We start from the raw sequence: 14,257 nt of genomic DNA, 5'->3' as shown, positions 1-14,257 counted from the left end.
CGCACACGCGGAGTTCCGGCCTGCAACTACAGGCATTCAGAACAATATTAGCTTGCTCGATTAAAACAGAGCGGGAAGAGCCAGAAGTGCAGCCGTGGCGCCGACAGCGATCATCAGCAGGCGAAAACGGAACAAGGCGGCACTGTCGTCAGCCTTGGCAATGGCGATGGCGCGGGCACGGCGAGCATTCGGCATATATCGAACTCCCAGACGATGATCGACTGATATTGACAGCCTATCGGTGTCTTGAACACAAAAATTAGCTGTCAATATGGCAGCATCTGTCAGGCACATTAACAAGTGCTGAATCAATCGATGGAGGCATGCAGCAATTGCAACCCTCGATCGACAGCCGAAGCTTATAATCAGAGCGCTTCGCCGCAGACATGGCCGGATGCCCAGGCCCATTGGAAATTGTAACCGCCGAGCCAGCCGGTGACGTCGACGCACTCGCCGATGAAATAAAGACCGGGCATGGTCTTCGCCTGCATGGTCTTCGAATCCAGTTCCGAGGTGTCGATGCCGCCAAGCGTGACTTCCGCCGTGCGATAGCCTTCAGAGCCGGCGGGGCGAATGCGCCAATCCTGGATAGACGCGGCAATCGCCTCGAACAGCTTGTCGGAACAATCGGCAAGTTTGGCGGCCGCAGGATGTTTCTCGGCAAAGAATTGCGCCAGCCGCTTGGGCAGGATTTCGGAAAGTGCTGTCTGGATGGCCTGCTTGCCGTTTGCCTTGCGGGCCACCTTCAGGTCGTCGGAAATGCGGCGATCGGGCTCGATGACGACGGTGATCTCGTCGCCCTCGCGCCAATAGGAGGAAATCTGCAGGATGGCGGGGCCGCTCAGGCCGCGATGGGTGAAGAGCAAGGCTTCGCGGAAGGCGGCCTTGCCGTGGCGGATTTCGGCAGGCACGGCGATGCCGGAGAGCGGCGACAGCTTTTCCAGCAGCGCGGGATCGAGCGTCAGGGGCACGAGGCCGGGGCGGGTTTCGACAAGCTTCAGGCCGAACTGCCGGGCAATGTCATAGGCAAGACCGGTCGCGCCCATTTTGGGGATCGACTTGCCGCCGGTGGCGACGACGACAGCGCCTGCCTCGATCGCCTCGCCGCTGGCCGTGGCGATGCGGAACCCGTTGCCGGATTTTTCGACGGACGTGACGCCGGTCTGCAGTTCGAGCTTGGCGCCTGCCGCTTCCATCTCGGCAAGCAGCATGCGGATGATATCCCTGGCGCTGTCATCGCAGAACAGTTGCCCGAGCGTCTTTTCGTGAAAGGCGATGCCGTGACGATTGACGAGATCGATGAAATCCTGCGCCGAATAGCGAGCGAGCGCCGATTTGACGAAATGCGGATTGGCCGAAAGATAATTCTTCGGTCCGGCGTGGATATTGGTGAAATTGCAGCGCCCGCCGCCGGAGATGCGAATCTTCTCCCCCGGTGTCTTCGCATGGTCGAGGACCAGCACGGAACGGCCCCGCGCACCGGCGCGAATGGCGCACATCATGCCGGCCGCGCCTGCGCCAAGGATCACCACATCGAATTTCCGCGCCAATCCTTCACTCCTTCGGCTACAGGCGGTTGCCGCCTCCGCTGTTCGCCATAGTTCATCCAAAGTCAACGCCTCCCCCCTCGCCAATTGCCGATCGGTGGCTATGATGGGAACATTCGATCAACCTCACCCCGGTGTGTCATGCCCACGAAGAAAGCCAATCCCGTTGCGAAAGTCGGTACGGTCGCAAAAGCCGCCGTTGCACAGCCAACGCTGACCTCGCTTCGCGGCGTGTCGGACTGGGCGGAAGCTGCGGCATGGCTTCGTGCCCGCGGGATCGAGGATATCGAATGCATCACGCCCGACCTTGCCGGCGTGCCGCGCGGCAAGATGATGCCGTCGTCGAAATTCACCTCCAACACGTCGCTGGCACTGCCTTCGGCGCTCTACCGGCATACGATATCAGGCGAGTATCCGGAGGAGACGGAGAGCTTCCGCTACGAGCCGCGCGACAGCGACCTGAAACTGACGCCGGATCTTTCGACGCTCTCCGTCGTGCCATGGGAAACCGACCCGACGGCACAGGTGATCTGCGACATCGTCAATACGGAGGGCGATGCGGTGAGCTATACGCCGCGCAATGTGTTGAAGAATGTCGTCCGGCTCTATACCGAGCGCGGCTGGAAACCGGTCGTGGCGCCGGAAATCGAATTCTATCTGGTCGCCAAGAATGACGACCCGGACTATCCGCTGCATCCGCCGAAAGGCCGCTCGGGCCGTTCCATCCTGGGTGGCCAGGGCTATTCGATCGCCGGCATCAACGAATTCGACGAGTTGATCGACGACATCTATCACTTCTCCGAAAAGCAGGGACTGGAGATCGACACGCTGATCCATGAGGAAGGTCCGGCACAACTCGAGATCAACCTTCGCCACGGCGACCCGGTGGAGCTTGCCGATCAGGTGTTCATGTTCAAGCGGACGATCCGCGAAGCGGCGATGAAACACGGTATCTATGCCACGTTCATGGCCAAGCCGATGCAGGGCCAGGCGGGATCGGCCATGCATATCCATCAGTCGGTGGTGGATATCGAGACCGGAGCCAACATCTTTTCCAACAAGGACGGATCGCCGTCAAAGGAGTTCTTCCAGTTCATCGGCGGGATGCAGAGCTATATCCCGAAGACGCTGGTGATGATGGCGCCCTACGTGAACTCCTATCGCCGCCTTACGCCGGACATGGCGGCTCCGGTCAACACCGCCTGGGGTTACGACAACCGCACGACCGCTTTCCGCGTGCCGGTTTCCGATCCCGTCGCCCGGCGTGTCGAGAACCGGCTGCCGAGCTCGGATGCCAATCCCTATCTGGCGCTTGCCGCCTCGCTCGGCTGCGGTCTTCTCGGGATCATGAACGGGATCGAGCCGACGCCGCCGACCGACGAATCCGCCAATGAAGGCGCAATCGACCTGCCGCGCGACCTGCTCAATGCTGTTTCGCTGCTCGAAGAGGAGCCGGAACTGATGAAGGTGTTCAGCAAGGAATTCATCGGCATCTATGCCGGCGTCAAGCGCGGCGAGTTCGAGACCTTCATGCAGGTGATCAGCCCGTGGGAGCGCGAGTTCCTGCTGCTCAACGTATGAGGGCTGCAAGCATGGACAATTGGCAGAGCCCGATCGCGCCCGGTCTTTCCTGGTACCAGGCAAGCGTAGACGACCGCCCGACCTATCCGGCGCTCGACGGATCGAAATCAGTCGACGTGGCGATCATCGGCGGCGGTTATACCGGCCTGCAGGCAGCCTACAATCTGGCGAAGGCCGGCGTGTCGGTGGCGCTGATCGAAGCGGAGCATTTCGGCGACGGTGCCTCCGGGCGCAATGGCGGTCAGCTCGGCACCGGGCAGCGCTGGTGGCCGGAAGAGGCCGAAAAGGAACTCGGCTACGAACGCTCGAAACTGCTGTTTGCCATGGCAGAAAACGCCAAGCGGCATCTCCTCGATTTTGCGACAGTGCATGGCATCGATATCGACTACATGCCGGGCCAGCTCAACGTGTCGCACAAGCCGGGATATGAGCGCGATTACCGCGCCAATGCGGACATCGCCGCCGAACGCTACGACTATCCGCACATGACCTTCATGGACAAGGCGGAGACGGAGGAGCGTGTCGGCACCAAGGATTACTATTGCGGCGTGCGCGATACCGGCACCGGCCATATCCATCCGCTGAAACTGCTGGTCGGGCTGGCGAAGGTGGCCAGGGCTGCGGGTGCGGCAATCCACGAGAACACCAGGGCCACGGCAATCCGCCGCGAGGGCGGCAAGATCAAGGTCGAGACGGCGAAGGGCACGCTGACATCCGACCGGCTGCTGATCGCCACCAATGCCTATATCGGCAATCTCGAGCCGGTTACCTCGGCGCATGTCATGCCGATCGGCTCCTTCATTGCGGCAACCGAACCGCTCGATGCGTTCCCGCATGTCATTCCCGGCATGGAGGCTGTCTGCGACAGCCGTTTCGTGGTGCGCTATTTCCGCAAGTCGAAGGACAACCGGCTGCTGTTCGGCGGGCGCGAGGTCTATTCCTCGAAAGATCCCAAGGACACGGCGGAAGCGATTCACCAGCAGATCATCGCCACCTATCCGGCGCTGAAGGCTGCGCGAATCACCCATGCCTGGGGCGGCAATGTGGGGATAACCCTGCCGCGGCGTCCCTTCGTGCGGCAAGTCATGCCCGGCGTAACCGCAATCGGCGGTTATTCCGGCCATGGCGTCATGCTGTCAAATTACTGCGGCAAGCTTTATGCTGAAATGGTTGCCGGACGTAAGAGCGAACTCGATGCTCTTGCAGATCTCAATATTTCCGCCTTCCCAGGAGGACACGCCATGCGTAAACCCTTGCTTTTTCTCGCACTCACCTGGTTTGCGCTAAGAGACCGCACCTGAGAGCGCGATTTCGGACTAGCCTTTTTAAATCGATTAGCATAAGACACACCCCAACCACACACGATGAAAGTTGAGCGATGAGCAGCCAGATCATTCCAGTGGAACCATTCGATTGCATCGTCTTCGGCGGGACCGGAGACCTTGCCGAGCGCAAGCTTCTGCCGGCCCTGTATCACCGGCAGATCGAAGGTCAGTTCACGGAGCCGACCCGCATCATCGGCGCCTCGCGCAGCGGCCTTTCCCACGAGGAATACCGCAAGTTTGCCGAGGACGCTCTGAAAGAGCACCTGAAGAAGGGCGAATATGACGAGGCCCAGGTCAAGGCCTTCTGCGAACGCATCTATTACATTCCGGTCGATGCCAAGTCCGACAATGGCTGGGACAAGCTGAAGAAGCTGCTCGACGAGGGCAATGGCAAGGATCGCGTGCGTGCCTTCTACCTCGCCGTAGCACCGGGCATTTTCGGCGCGATCTCGGAAAAGATCCGCGACCACAAGATGATCACGCCGAAGACCCGCATCGTCGTTGAAAAGCCGATCGGCCGCGACCTCGCCTCGGCCTTGGAGCTGAACGACACGATCGGCAAGGTATTCAAGGAAGAACAGATCTACCGTATCGACCATTACCTGGGCAAGGAAACGGTCCAGAATCTGATGGCGCTGCGTTTTGCCAACGCGCTCTATGAGCCCTTGTGGAACGCCAACTATATCGACCACGTGCAGATCACGGTTGCCGAAGCCGTCGGCCTCGAAGGTCGTGCCGGTTATTACGACACGGCCGGCGCATTGCGCGACATGGTTCAGAACCACATCATGCAGCTGCTTTGCCTCGTTGCGATGGAAACCCCGTCGTCGATGGATTCCGAAGCCGTGCGCGACGAAAAGCTCAAGGTTCTTCGCGCTTTGAAGCCGATCACCGCCGACAATTGCGAGACGATGACCGTGCGCGGCCAGTATCGCGCCGGCGCTTCCGCAGGCGGCCCGGTCAAGGGCTATCTGGAAGAGCTGGAAGGCGGCGTTTCCAACACCGAGACCTTCGTCGCCATCAAGGCCGAGATCGGCAACTGGCGCTGGGCGGGCGTGCCCTTCTACATCCGCACGGGCAAGCGCCTGACGGAGCGCATGTCGGAAATCGTCATCACCTTCAAGCCGGTGCCGCACAACATTTTCGACACGGCAGCGGGCCGCATTTCGGCAAACCAGCTGATCATCCGCCTGCAGCCGGACGAAGGCGTCAAGCAGTCGCTGATGATCAAGGACCCCGGTCCGGGCGGCATGCGCCTGCGCAACGTCTCGCTCGACATGAGCTTTGCCGAGGCCTTTTCGGTCCGCAGCCCGGATGCCTATGAACGCCTGCTGATGGATACGATTCGCGCCAACCAGACGCTGTTCATGCGCCGCGACGAAGTGGAAGCCGCATGGCAGTGGGTCGATCCGATCCTCAAGGGCTGGGAAGAAACCGGACAGGTGGCGCAGGGTTATACCGCCGGCACCTGGGGTCCGAGCCAGGCCATCGCGCTCATCGAACGTGACGGCCGCACCTGGCACGAAGGCTGATCGACATGGCATCGACTTATCATAGCTTTGCCGATGGAGCAGCACTCGCCAACGCCCTTGCGGACGAGGTTGCGACACGGCTTTCGGCAGCGATTTCCGAAAAGGGGACGGCGTCATTTGCCGTCTCCGGCGGATCGACGCCAAAGCGGTTCTTCGAGGTGCTTTCGGAGAAGGATATCGACTGGACCAAGGTGACCGTGACGCTGGTGGACGAACGGTTCGTGCCGGCCGACAGCCCACGCTCCAACCATCTTCTGGTCGCGACCCATCTGCTGAAGGACAAGGCTCAGGCTGCGACCTTTATTCCCCTTTACCACGAGGCGGCGACAATAGACGCTGCGGCCGAGATTGCCACGGTGGCAACCGCATCGATCGGCAGGCCGTTCGACGTCGCGATCCTCGGCATGGGCGGAGACGGGCATACCGCATCCTTCTTCCCGCACGGCAATCACCTTGCCAAGGCGCTCGATCTTTCGACGCCGCGCGGCGTGATGACGATGGCGGCGGCGGGTGCGGGCGAAGAGCGCCTGACCTTCACCTTCTCTGCGCTTTCGGATGCGCGCCTGCTGGTGCTGCATATCGAGGGGCAGGAAAAGAAGGACGTGCTGGCTAAGGCAGAAGCAGGATCGGACGAAACCGAGATGCCGATCCGCGCCGTCCTCAACCGCGCGGCATCACCGCTCAAGATCTACTGGGCGCCATAAGGCGCTCATCCCGGCGCCCCAGCGTGCAAAGGGCGCCGGTCTATTCGTGGCACCTGCGACCCCGGTGGCTTCGGCCTCTCCCAAACCGGGATTGACCGAAGGAGTATTGAACATGGCGGCGCATTCCAGCATCGAAGCAATTACGGCGAGGATCGTCGAACGATCCAAGCCGCGGCGCGAAGCCTATCTCGACCGGTTGAACCGGGCGGTCGAGAAGGGTCCGCACAGGACCGTTCTCTCCTGCGGCAACCTTGCGCATGGATTTGCGGTCTGTTCCCCCGCCGAGAAGGACGCGCTCGCCGGAGACGTCGTCCCGAACCTCGGCATCATCACCGCCTATAACGACATGCTCTCGGCCCACCAGCCCTATGAGACATTTCCGCAGATCATCCGTGACGCAGCCCGCGAAGCCGGCGGCATCGCCCAAGTGGCTGGCGGCGTGCCGGCCATGTGCGATGGCGTGACCCAGGGCCAGCCGGGCATGGAACTGTCGCTCTTCTCGCGCGATACGATCGCCATGGCGGCTGGCATCGGCCTGTCGCACAACATGTTCGATGCCTCGGTCTATCTCGGCATCTGCGACAAGATCGTACCGGGCCTCGTCATTGCAGCCTTGACCTTCGGGCATCTGCCGGCCGTGTTCATTCCGGCCGGGCCGATGACGTCCGGCCTGCCAAACGACGAGAAGTCGCGCATCCGCCAGCTTTATGCCGAGGGCAAGGTCGGTCGCGCCGAGCTTCTCGAAGCCGAATCCAAGTCCTATCACGGCCCGGGCACCTGCACCTTCTACGGCACGGCCAATTCCAACCAGATGCTGATGGAGATCATGGGCTTCCACATGCCCGGCGCCTCCTTCGTCAATCCGGGCACGCCGCTGCGCGAAGCTTTGACCCGCGAGGCCGCCAAGCGGGCGCTCGCGATTACCGCCATGGGCAACGAATTCACGCCGGCCGGCGAGATGATCGACGAACGCTCGATCGTCAACGGCGTCGTCGGCCTGCATGCGACGGGCGGCTCGACCAATCATACGATGCATCTCGTCGCGATGGCGCGGGCTGCCGGCATTCACCTGACATGGCAGGATATTTCCGAGCTTTCGGATGCCGTGCCGCTTCTCGCCCGCGTCTATCCGAACGGGCTTGCCGACGTGAACCATTTCCATGCCGCCGGCGGCATGGGCTTCCTGATCAAGCAGTTGCTGCGCGAAGGCTATGTGCATGAGGACGTGCGCACCGTCTTCGGCCACGGGCTTGAAGCCTATACGGTCGAGGCCAAGCTTGGCGCGGATGGCCAGGTGACGCGCGAAAGCGTGCCGGACGTGAGCGGCGACGCGAAGGTGCTGACGACCGTCGACCAGCCGTTCCAGAAGACCGGCGGGTTGAAGATGCTGGCCGGCAATATCGGCCATGGCGTCATCAAGATCTCGGCGGTGAAGCCGGAGCGTCATATCATCGAGGCGCCGGCGATCATCTTCCACGACCAGCAGGGCCTGCAGGATGCATTCAAGCGCGGCGAGCTGAACCGCGACTTCATCGCCGTCGTGCGCTTCCAGGGCCCGAAGGCGAACGGCATGCCGGAACTGCACCGGCTGACCCCATCGCTCGGCGTGCTGCAGGACCGCGGTTTCAAGGTGGCGCTCGTCACCGACGGGCGCATGTCTGGCGCATCCGGCAAGGTGCCGGCGGCGATCCATATGACGCCGGAAGCCTGTGATGGCGGCGCGATCGCAAAAATCCGCGAAGGCGACATGATCCGTCTCGACGCGGTTGCGGGCACGCTGGAAGTGCTGGTGGACGCCGCCGAATTTGCCGCCCGCGTGCCGGCAGAAGCCGACCTTTCCGAAAACGATTTCGGCATGGGCCGCGAACTCTTCTCCGCCTTCCGCCGCAATGTCGGCCGGGCGGACCAGGGGGCCAGCGTTTTCGCCTGAGGGCAGACTACAATGCAGACCTGTCGGCCGTGGAATCACACAAGATCCACGGCCGCTCCTTATGCATGCGGCTTCATCGTTTCGAAGCCTTTTCGTGAAGGTGGGGCGGCGGCGATCAACGCTATCTCCGAGGCCGCATTGATGCCCACCACTTGTTCGAAATGCCGTTCACATGATCACGAAGCCTGTCTTCGACATGCTCAGCGCTCCAAACAGCAGCGCATTCCAAGCGGTCCGCATCTTCAAAGCTGAGCGGAGATTCAGTACTTACCTTAGTATCATAGGCCGTAATACTCCCGGCAATCAGGTCCTGCTTGAAGAACACTGCACCGTCCAACGCGGATACCGCGGATGGCTCAACCGTTCCAACGATGGGCCATCGCCCGGACTTTGCAGCGCGGTCCATTACCCATAGCTTGAAGAGAACCCCTCGATCTTGCACGTCTTGGACCGGTTCCCCATGTTCCGAAATACCGTCCAGAAATGCGAAAAGTGGAGGCGTTAGGGCGACGGCGTAGAATTGCTTCCCGCCTCCAATATCAATCCTAACGATATCGCCCCGCTTCTGCTTTCTGCCTCTGCCCATCGCACCCTCGCCGCTCCAGCAACACGTTTAACGAGTTTCGAGAACTCCGCATAGGTCCGACAAAGGCCCTCGACTCGTATTGCCAACGGGATGTCTCGACAGCAATCTTTTGCCCGTCGGTCAAACTTCTTTAATCCTTGATCTCGATGCCCGCCTCGATCGCGGCGGCAATGAAGGCGAGCCTTGCGGCTTCGAGCGGCTTCTTGCCCTTCATGACGGCCTCGAAGATGAGCAGCGCCTTGTCCAGCGCCTCGCCCTCTTCCAGCGGCCAGTCCTCGATCATGGCCCAGGAGGCCTCTTCGAGCGTGCTGATGGTGGTGAACTTGCCCGGTTCTTCCAGGGCCAGGGTGACGCCTTTGTTCCAGCTCTTGCCCACGTCTTCTTCTCCGAGATTCGATTGGCCGGTGTCTTATCGGCAATCGAGAGCCAAGGCGAGACGAAGAAAGTTCTCGAGGCGCAGAAAGGCGCCACCGAGACCGCATTTTACAGAAGCAGAAGCGTCAGGTGCCGCAGGCCTTTACCAGGTGCGGATATCCATCTTGTGGTCGCGATGGCGCGGATGGGTGGAGAACACGAAGATGCGGTTCATTTCCTTGTCCGTCAGCAGGCGCAGGAAGCGGACATCGATCGTGTTGTTCATATTGATGCGCATCAGCATGCAGCCGACCTTGTTGATGCGGGCATCGGGAATATCGAGATAGAACTGCTGGGGAAGATTATATTGCGTCAGGAGCGCAAGGACGGCACCGCTCTGGGAGATCTGCACCACGTCGCAGCGGCGCTGCGCCATGTTGAGGATGGCCTTTTCCGTGTATTCGATGCGGCCGGCATTCATCGTATCTTCCATCTTGAACCGCTGTTCGCGGTCATACATGAAAGACTCTTCCTTGTTCAGATAATGATTTTTGTTAAATGTCGCCGCACCCACAACAATTCTCCTATACTTGCATATGGACGCTAGGGGACGAAGTTTAACAATGGGTTGGCGCGTCCCATTTGAGGACGGGAGATTGCGGCGATCCCTCCAATGTGGTGAACGGAGGCTTACCGGTCAGCGCCGATATGTCCGGCCATCGGAATCGAAGAGATGGAGCTTTTCTGGCTGAGCCTTGAGGCGCACGATATCGCCCTTGGCAACGTCCGTCGTGCCCGGCATTTTGGCGATGACAGGCTCCTCCCCCGGACCGGATTCGAGATAGAGCAGCGTCACTTCGCCGAGCGCTTCCACCAGAAGAACTCGTCCTTCGAAAAGATAGTCGTCGGTGACCGAGATGATCAGGTCTTCCGGGCGAATGCCGAGGCTGGCCGCCTTGCCTTTCGCTTCCGCCGGGACCGGGATCGGCACCGAAGCCGACCGGCCGCCCTTAAGAGCGACCACGGTGTTCTGGCCCGCTTCGGAAATTGTGGCGGGCAGGATGTTCATCGCTGGCGAGCCGATAAAGCGGGCGACAAAGAGATTGGCGGGACGCTCGTAGAGTTCGAGCGGCGGGCCGACCTGCTCGATCTTTCCGGCGGAAAGCACGACGATGCGATCGGCGAGCGTCATCGCCTCCACCTGGTCATGGGTGACGTAGATCATCGTCGTGTCGGCCATCTTCTCCTTCAGCCTGGCTATCTCGATGCGGGTCGCCACGCGCAGGGCGGCATCGAGGTTCGACAGGGGTTCGTCGAAGAGGAAGACCTTCGGGTTGCGGCAGATGGCGCGGCCGATGGCGACGCGCTGACGCTGGCCGCCGGACAGTGCCTTGGGCAGGCGGTCGAGATAGGGCGTGAGCTGCAGGATATCGGCCGCCGCGCGCACACGGCGGTCGATCTCGGTCTTGCTTTCCCGCGCGATCTTCATGCCGAAGGCCATGTTATCGTAGACCGTCATATGCGGGTAGAGCGCATAGGACTGGAACACCATGGCGATGCCACGGCGCGAGGGAGGCACGTCATTGACGACCTCGCCGTCGATGGAAAGCTCACCGGCGGTGACGCTTTCCAGCCCCGCGATCATGCGCAGCAAGGTCGACTTGCCGCAGCCGGACGGGCCGACGAAGACGATGAACTCGCCCTGTTCTATCTCCAGGTCGATGCCGAGCAGCACCTTGACCTGGCCATAGGTCTTGCGGATGTCCTTCAATGTAACGCCGGTCATGATCGTCCTCCTCCCCTCGTTCCTCAGAGCCGCCGGGCGAAAAATGCGCCCCAGGCGGTCAATTCGACCCTCTTTCCATCGCGCGCGGCCTCGAAACCATGTCCTTCCAGCGCCTCCCACTCGCCCAACGGCAGGGTGCCTGATACGGGATTGGGGCTCATGTTGAACAGGCACAGGATGGTTTCATTGCCATATTGCCGCTCATAGGCCAGAAGCGGTTCGTCCATGGGCCGGAAAGCGATCTCGCCCTTGGCGAAGGCCGGATGTGCCTTACGGAAAGCGAGGAAGCGCCGATACTGCTCCAGCACGGAAGACGGGTCGCCATATTGCGCGCTGACGGCCTTCAACTGGTGTTCCACCGGGATCGGCAGCCAGGTGCGCTCGGCGGTCGAGAAACCCGCCTGCAGTGCCTGCGCATCCCAGGGCATCGGGGTACGGCAACCGTCGCGGCCCTTGAATTCGGGCCAGAACTGGATGCCGTAAGGGTCCTGCAGGTCGGCATAGGCGATGTCGGCTTCCGTCAGGCCCAGTTCCTCGCCCTGATAGAGGCAGACGGAACCGCGCTGCGACAGAAGGATGGCCGACAGCATCTTGGCGAAACCATCGCGGTCGAGAACCTCCTGGCCCCAGCGGCTGACATGGCGCACCACATCGTGGTTGGAGAAGGCCCAGCAGGCCCAGCCTTCCGGGGCCGCTGCAGAGAAAGCCTTCTGCACCTCGCTGACGCGCGACGGCGTCAGGGCATCGGGTGCCAGAAATTCGAAGGCGTAGCACATCTGCATCTTGTCATCGCCGGATGTGTATTCGCCGACGATTTCGAGCCCGCGCTGGCTGTCGCCCACCTCGCCGACGGCGGCAATTGCCGGGAACTCGTTGAGGACGGCGCGGAAACGCTTGAGGAAATCGAGATTTTCCGGGCGGTTCTTGTCGTAGAGATGCTCCTGGAAGTTATAGGGATTGACCGCGGGCGCGGTGGAGGCGTTGCGTCTTTCCGGGGCGAGCGCCGGGTTGTCGCGCAATTCCTTGTCGTGGAAGTAGAAGTTGATCGTGTCGAGACGAAAGCCGTCGACGCCGCGCTTCAGCCAGAAGCGGGTCATGTCGAGCAGCGCGTCCTGGACTTCCGGATTGTGCAGATTGAGGTCCGGCTGCGAGGTGAGGAAGTTGTGCATGTAATATTGCATGCGCGTCGGATCCCAGTGCCAGGCTGACCCGCCGAAGATCGACAGCCAGTTGTTGGGCGGCGTGCCATCGGGCCTGGCATCCGTCCAGACATACCAGTCGGCCTTGGGATTGAAGCGCGAGGAGCGGCTCTCGACGAACCATGGGTGCTGGTCGGACGTATGCGACATGACCAGATCGATCATCACCTTGATGCCAAGCCGGTGCGCCTCGGCGATCATGCCGTCGAAATCCGACAGCGTGCCGAACATCGGATCGACATCGGTATAGTTCGACACGTCGTAGCCGAAATCCTTCATCGGCGACGGGAAGAAGGGCGAGATCCACACCGCATCGGCACCAAGCGCTGCCACATGCGGCAGACGGGCGGTGATGCCCTTCATGTCGCCGATGCCGTCGCCATTGGAATCCTGGAAGGAGCGCGGGTAGATCTGGTAGATGACGGCACCGCGCCACCAGTCCCGATCGATGACCTTGTCGGGTGTCGCGCCGGCTTCTGCGGGAATGCTCATTCAATATCCTTGTGGGTTATTGTGACGGGTTCAAACGGATGGCCACGACCTCAGCCGCCCTTGACGGAGCCTGCAAGCAGGCCGCGGACGAGATAACGCTGCAGCGCAAAAAAGACGATAATCGGGACGAGGATGGTAATGAAGGCCGAAGCGGTGAGGATTTCCCATTTGCCGCCCATGGAGCCCAAAAGTGCGTTCAATGCTCCCGTCAGGACCAGTTGGTCCTTGCCGGTGCCGAGGAAGACCATGGCGACGAGAAGATCGTTCCAGGTCCAAAGGAACTGGAAGATGGAAAACGATGCGAGCGCCGGAAACGAGAGCGGCAGCACAATACGCACGAAGATTTCGAAATCGCTGGCACCATCGACACGGGCTGATTCGATCACCTCCTTGGGCAGGCCGGCGATATAGTTGCGCAGGAGATAGATGGCGAGCGGCATGCCGAAGGCCGCATGCGCCAGCCAGATGCCGACATAGCTGCGCGAGGCGACGCCGAAGAAGCTGCCGATCTCGTTATACATCGTCAGAAGCGGGATCAGCGACATCTGCAAGGGCACGACGATCAGGCCGACGACGACGGCAATCAGGATCGCGCGGCCGGGAAAATGCATCCAGGACAGGGCATAGGCGGCAAAGGCGGCGATCAGGATCGGGATGATGGTAGCGGGGACCGCGACTGTCAGCGAATTGACGAAGGCCTGGCCGATGCCCTGCGAGGTCAAAACGGTGCGGTAATTATCAAGGGTGAAATGGGGCGGCTGGGCGACCGAGAGATAGACCCGCCTGCCGCGCTTGTCGGTGAAGGGGGCGTTCTTCAGATAGGTATAAGTGCCGTCTTCGTTGACGGTGAGCGTCTCGCCATCGCCGAGATCGGCCGTTTCACCGGCTGAAAATTCGGTGGGGGCCGCGACCTTGGTGCCGAAGGCGCGGACATCGCCCTTCTTCGCCGCCTCCTGGCCGCCGTCGAAGACCGAGCCGGAGATCACATAGTTTGCTCCGTCCTGTCTCGCCGTCGAGGGTTCGCCGAGGCGCGCCGCACTGGTTTCCGTGGCGCCGGAGAAGGCCGTCCACCAGCCGGACGAGGCGATCTGGCCGGGATCGCGGAACGATGTGACGAAGATGCCGATCGTCGGGATCAGCCAGAGAATGCAGATCGCCAGAACCGAAATATGAACGATGAGACGTGGAAGGCCGATGCGGCGGAGGGCTGTGATGGTCATC

The 14,257-nt window shown here is 61.2% G+C and carries 13 protein-coding genes; 5 read left to right on the top strand and 8 right to left on the bottom strand.

The genetic code is table 11. The features are described 5' to 3' along the window. Nucleotides 1-60: 60 nt before the first annotated feature. Together NCHU2750_RS31105 and NCHU2750_RS01600 are read right to left on the bottom strand one after the other, a co-directional pair. Nucleotides 61-195: a hypothetical protein gene (locus NCHU2750_RS31105; protein WP_256377696.1), complete on the bottom strand. Its 135-nt coding sequence runs from the start codon at nucleotides 193-195 to the stop codon at nucleotides 61-63. Between the two features lie 170 nt (nucleotides 196-365). Beyond that, nucleotides 366-1,550, bottom strand: coding sequence for a BaiN/RdsA family NAD(P)/FAD-dependent oxidoreductase (locus NCHU2750_RS01600; RefSeq protein WP_119938859.1), 1,185 nt, complete (start codon nucleotides 1,548-1,550; stop codon nucleotides 366-368). 138 nt (nucleotides 1,551-1,688) lie between these two features. On the opposite strand from NCHU2750_RS01600, the gene NCHU2750_RS01595 reads away from it, so the two are divergent. The 5 genes from NCHU2750_RS01595 to edd all read left to right on the top strand — a co-directional run bounded on the left by NCHU2750_RS01595 (nucleotide 1,689) and on the right by edd (nucleotide 8,619). After that, complete coding sequence (locus tag NCHU2750_RS01595; protein ID WP_119938858.1) at nucleotides 1,689-3,128, top strand: glutamine synthetase family protein; 1,440 nt, start codon at nucleotides 1,689-1,691, stop codon at nucleotides 3,126-3,128. Nucleotides 3,129-3,139: 11 nt separating this feature from the next. Continuing rightward, nucleotides 3,140-4,429 (top strand): NAD(P)/FAD-dependent oxidoreductase, encoded by a 1,290-nt coding sequence (locus NCHU2750_RS01590; RefSeq protein WP_119938857.1) that lies wholly within the window; start codon nucleotides 3,140-3,142, stop codon nucleotides 4,427-4,429. A gap of 77 nt (nucleotides 4,430-4,506) precedes the next feature. Then, a complete protein-coding gene (zwf, locus tag NCHU2750_RS01585; protein ID WP_119938856.1) occupies nucleotides 4,507-5,985 on the top strand; it encodes a glucose-6-phosphate dehydrogenase in 1,479 nt (492 codons plus the stop codon). A gap of 5 nt (nucleotides 5,986-5,990) precedes the next feature. Further along, nucleotides 5,991-6,689, top strand: a complete 699-nt coding sequence (gene pgl, locus NCHU2750_RS01580; protein ID WP_119938855.1) for a 6-phosphogluconolactonase — start codon at nucleotides 5,991-5,993, stop codon at nucleotides 6,687-6,689. A 112-nt stretch (nucleotides 6,690-6,801) separates the two neighbouring features. Beyond that, a complete protein-coding gene (edd, locus tag NCHU2750_RS01575) occupies nucleotides 6,802-8,619 on the top strand; it encodes a phosphogluconate dehydratase (RefSeq protein WP_119938854.1) in 1,818 nt (605 codons plus the stop codon). Between the two features lie 121 nt (nucleotides 8,620-8,740). On the opposite strand, the gene NCHU2750_RS01570 is transcribed toward edd, so the two are convergent. The 6 genes from NCHU2750_RS01570 to NCHU2750_RS01545 all read right to left on the bottom strand — a co-directional run bounded on the left by NCHU2750_RS01570 (nucleotide 8,741) and on the right by NCHU2750_RS01545 (nucleotide 14,256). Continuing rightward, complete coding sequence (locus tag NCHU2750_RS01570) at nucleotides 8,741-9,205, bottom strand: Imm26 family immunity protein (protein ID WP_119938853.1); 465 nt, start codon at nucleotides 9,203-9,205, stop codon at nucleotides 8,741-8,743. Nucleotides 9,206-9,335: 130 nt separating this feature from the next. Beyond that, nucleotides 9,336-9,581: a DUF982 domain-containing protein gene (locus NCHU2750_RS01565; protein ID WP_119938852.1), complete on the bottom strand. Its 246-nt coding sequence runs from the start codon at nucleotides 9,579-9,581 to the stop codon at nucleotides 9,336-9,338. 141 nt (nucleotides 9,582-9,722) lie between these two features. Further along, the gene (locus NCHU2750_RS01560; RefSeq protein ID WP_119942813.1) at nucleotides 9,723-10,079 is read right to left on the bottom strand and encodes a hypothetical protein; all 357 of its coding nucleotides are present in this window, start codon (nucleotides 10,077-10,079) and stop codon (nucleotides 9,723-9,725) included. A gap of 177 nt (nucleotides 10,080-10,256) precedes the next feature. After that, nucleotides 10,257-11,345: an ABC transporter ATP-binding protein gene (locus NCHU2750_RS01555; protein ID WP_119938851.1), complete on the bottom strand. Its 1,089-nt coding sequence runs from the start codon at nucleotides 11,343-11,345 to the stop codon at nucleotides 10,257-10,259. 23 nt (nucleotides 11,346-11,368) lie between these two features. Next, nucleotides 11,369-13,036 (bottom strand): beta-galactosidase BglA, encoded by a 1,668-nt coding sequence (bglA, locus tag NCHU2750_RS01550; RefSeq protein WP_119938850.1) that lies wholly within the window; start codon nucleotides 13,034-13,036, stop codon nucleotides 11,369-11,371. Between the two features lie 50 nt (nucleotides 13,037-13,086). Next, a complete protein-coding gene (locus NCHU2750_RS01545) occupies nucleotides 13,087-14,256 on the bottom strand; it encodes a carbohydrate ABC transporter permease (RefSeq protein WP_119938849.1) in 1,170 nt (389 codons plus the stop codon). Nucleotide 14,257 lies beyond the last annotated feature (1 nt).

The organism is Neorhizobium sp. NCHU2750 (assembly GCF_003597675.1).
Lineage (GTDB): Bacteria > Pseudomonadota > Alphaproteobacteria > Rhizobiales > Rhizobiaceae > Neorhizobium.
This window is presented reverse-complemented; position numbering and strand designations above follow the sequence as displayed.

What these genes read in the sequence shown, in the direction of transcription:
- NCHU2750_RS31105 (WP_256377696.1), bottom strand. Translation starts at nt 195, where the DNA reads ATGCCGAATGCTCGCCGTGCCCGCGCCATCGCCATTGCCAAGGCTGAC.
- NCHU2750_RS01595 (WP_119938858.1), top strand. Translation starts at nt 1,689, where the DNA reads ATGCCCACGAAGAAAGCCAATCCCGTTGCGAAAGTCGGTACGGTCGCA.
- NCHU2750_RS01590 (WP_119938857.1), top strand. Translation starts at nt 3,140, where the DNA reads ATGGACAATTGGCAGAGCCCGATCGCGCCCGGTCTTTCCTGGTACCAG.
- zwf (WP_119938856.1), top strand. Translation starts at nt 4,507, where the DNA reads ATGAGCAGCCAGATCATTCCAGTGGAACCATTCGATTGCATCGTCTTC.
- pgl (WP_119938855.1), top strand. Translation starts at nt 5,991, where the DNA reads ATGGCATCGACTTATCATAGCTTTGCCGATGGAGCAGCACTCGCCAAC.
- edd (WP_119938854.1), top strand. Translation starts at nt 6,802, where the DNA reads ATGGCGGCGCATTCCAGCATCGAAGCAATTACGGCGAGGATCGTCGAA.
- NCHU2750_RS01570 (WP_119938853.1), bottom strand. Translation starts at nt 9,205, where the DNA reads ATGGGCAGAGGCAGAAAGCAGAAGCGGGGCGATATCGTTAGGATTGAT.
- NCHU2750_RS01560 (WP_119942813.1), bottom strand. Translation starts at nt 10,079, where the DNA reads ATGTATGACCGCGAACAGCGGTTCAAGATGGAAGATACGATGAATGCC.
- NCHU2750_RS01555 (WP_119938851.1), bottom strand. Translation starts at nt 11,345, where the DNA reads ATGACCGGCGTTACATTGAAGGACATCCGCAAGACCTATGGCCAGGTC.
- bglA (WP_119938850.1), bottom strand. Translation starts at nt 13,036, where the DNA reads ATGAGCATTCCCGCAGAAGCCGGCGCGACACCCGACAAGGTCATCGAT.
- NCHU2750_RS01545 (WP_119938849.1), bottom strand. Translation starts at nt 14,256, where the DNA reads ATGACCATCACAGCCCTCCGCCGCATCGGCCTTCCACGTCTCATCGTT.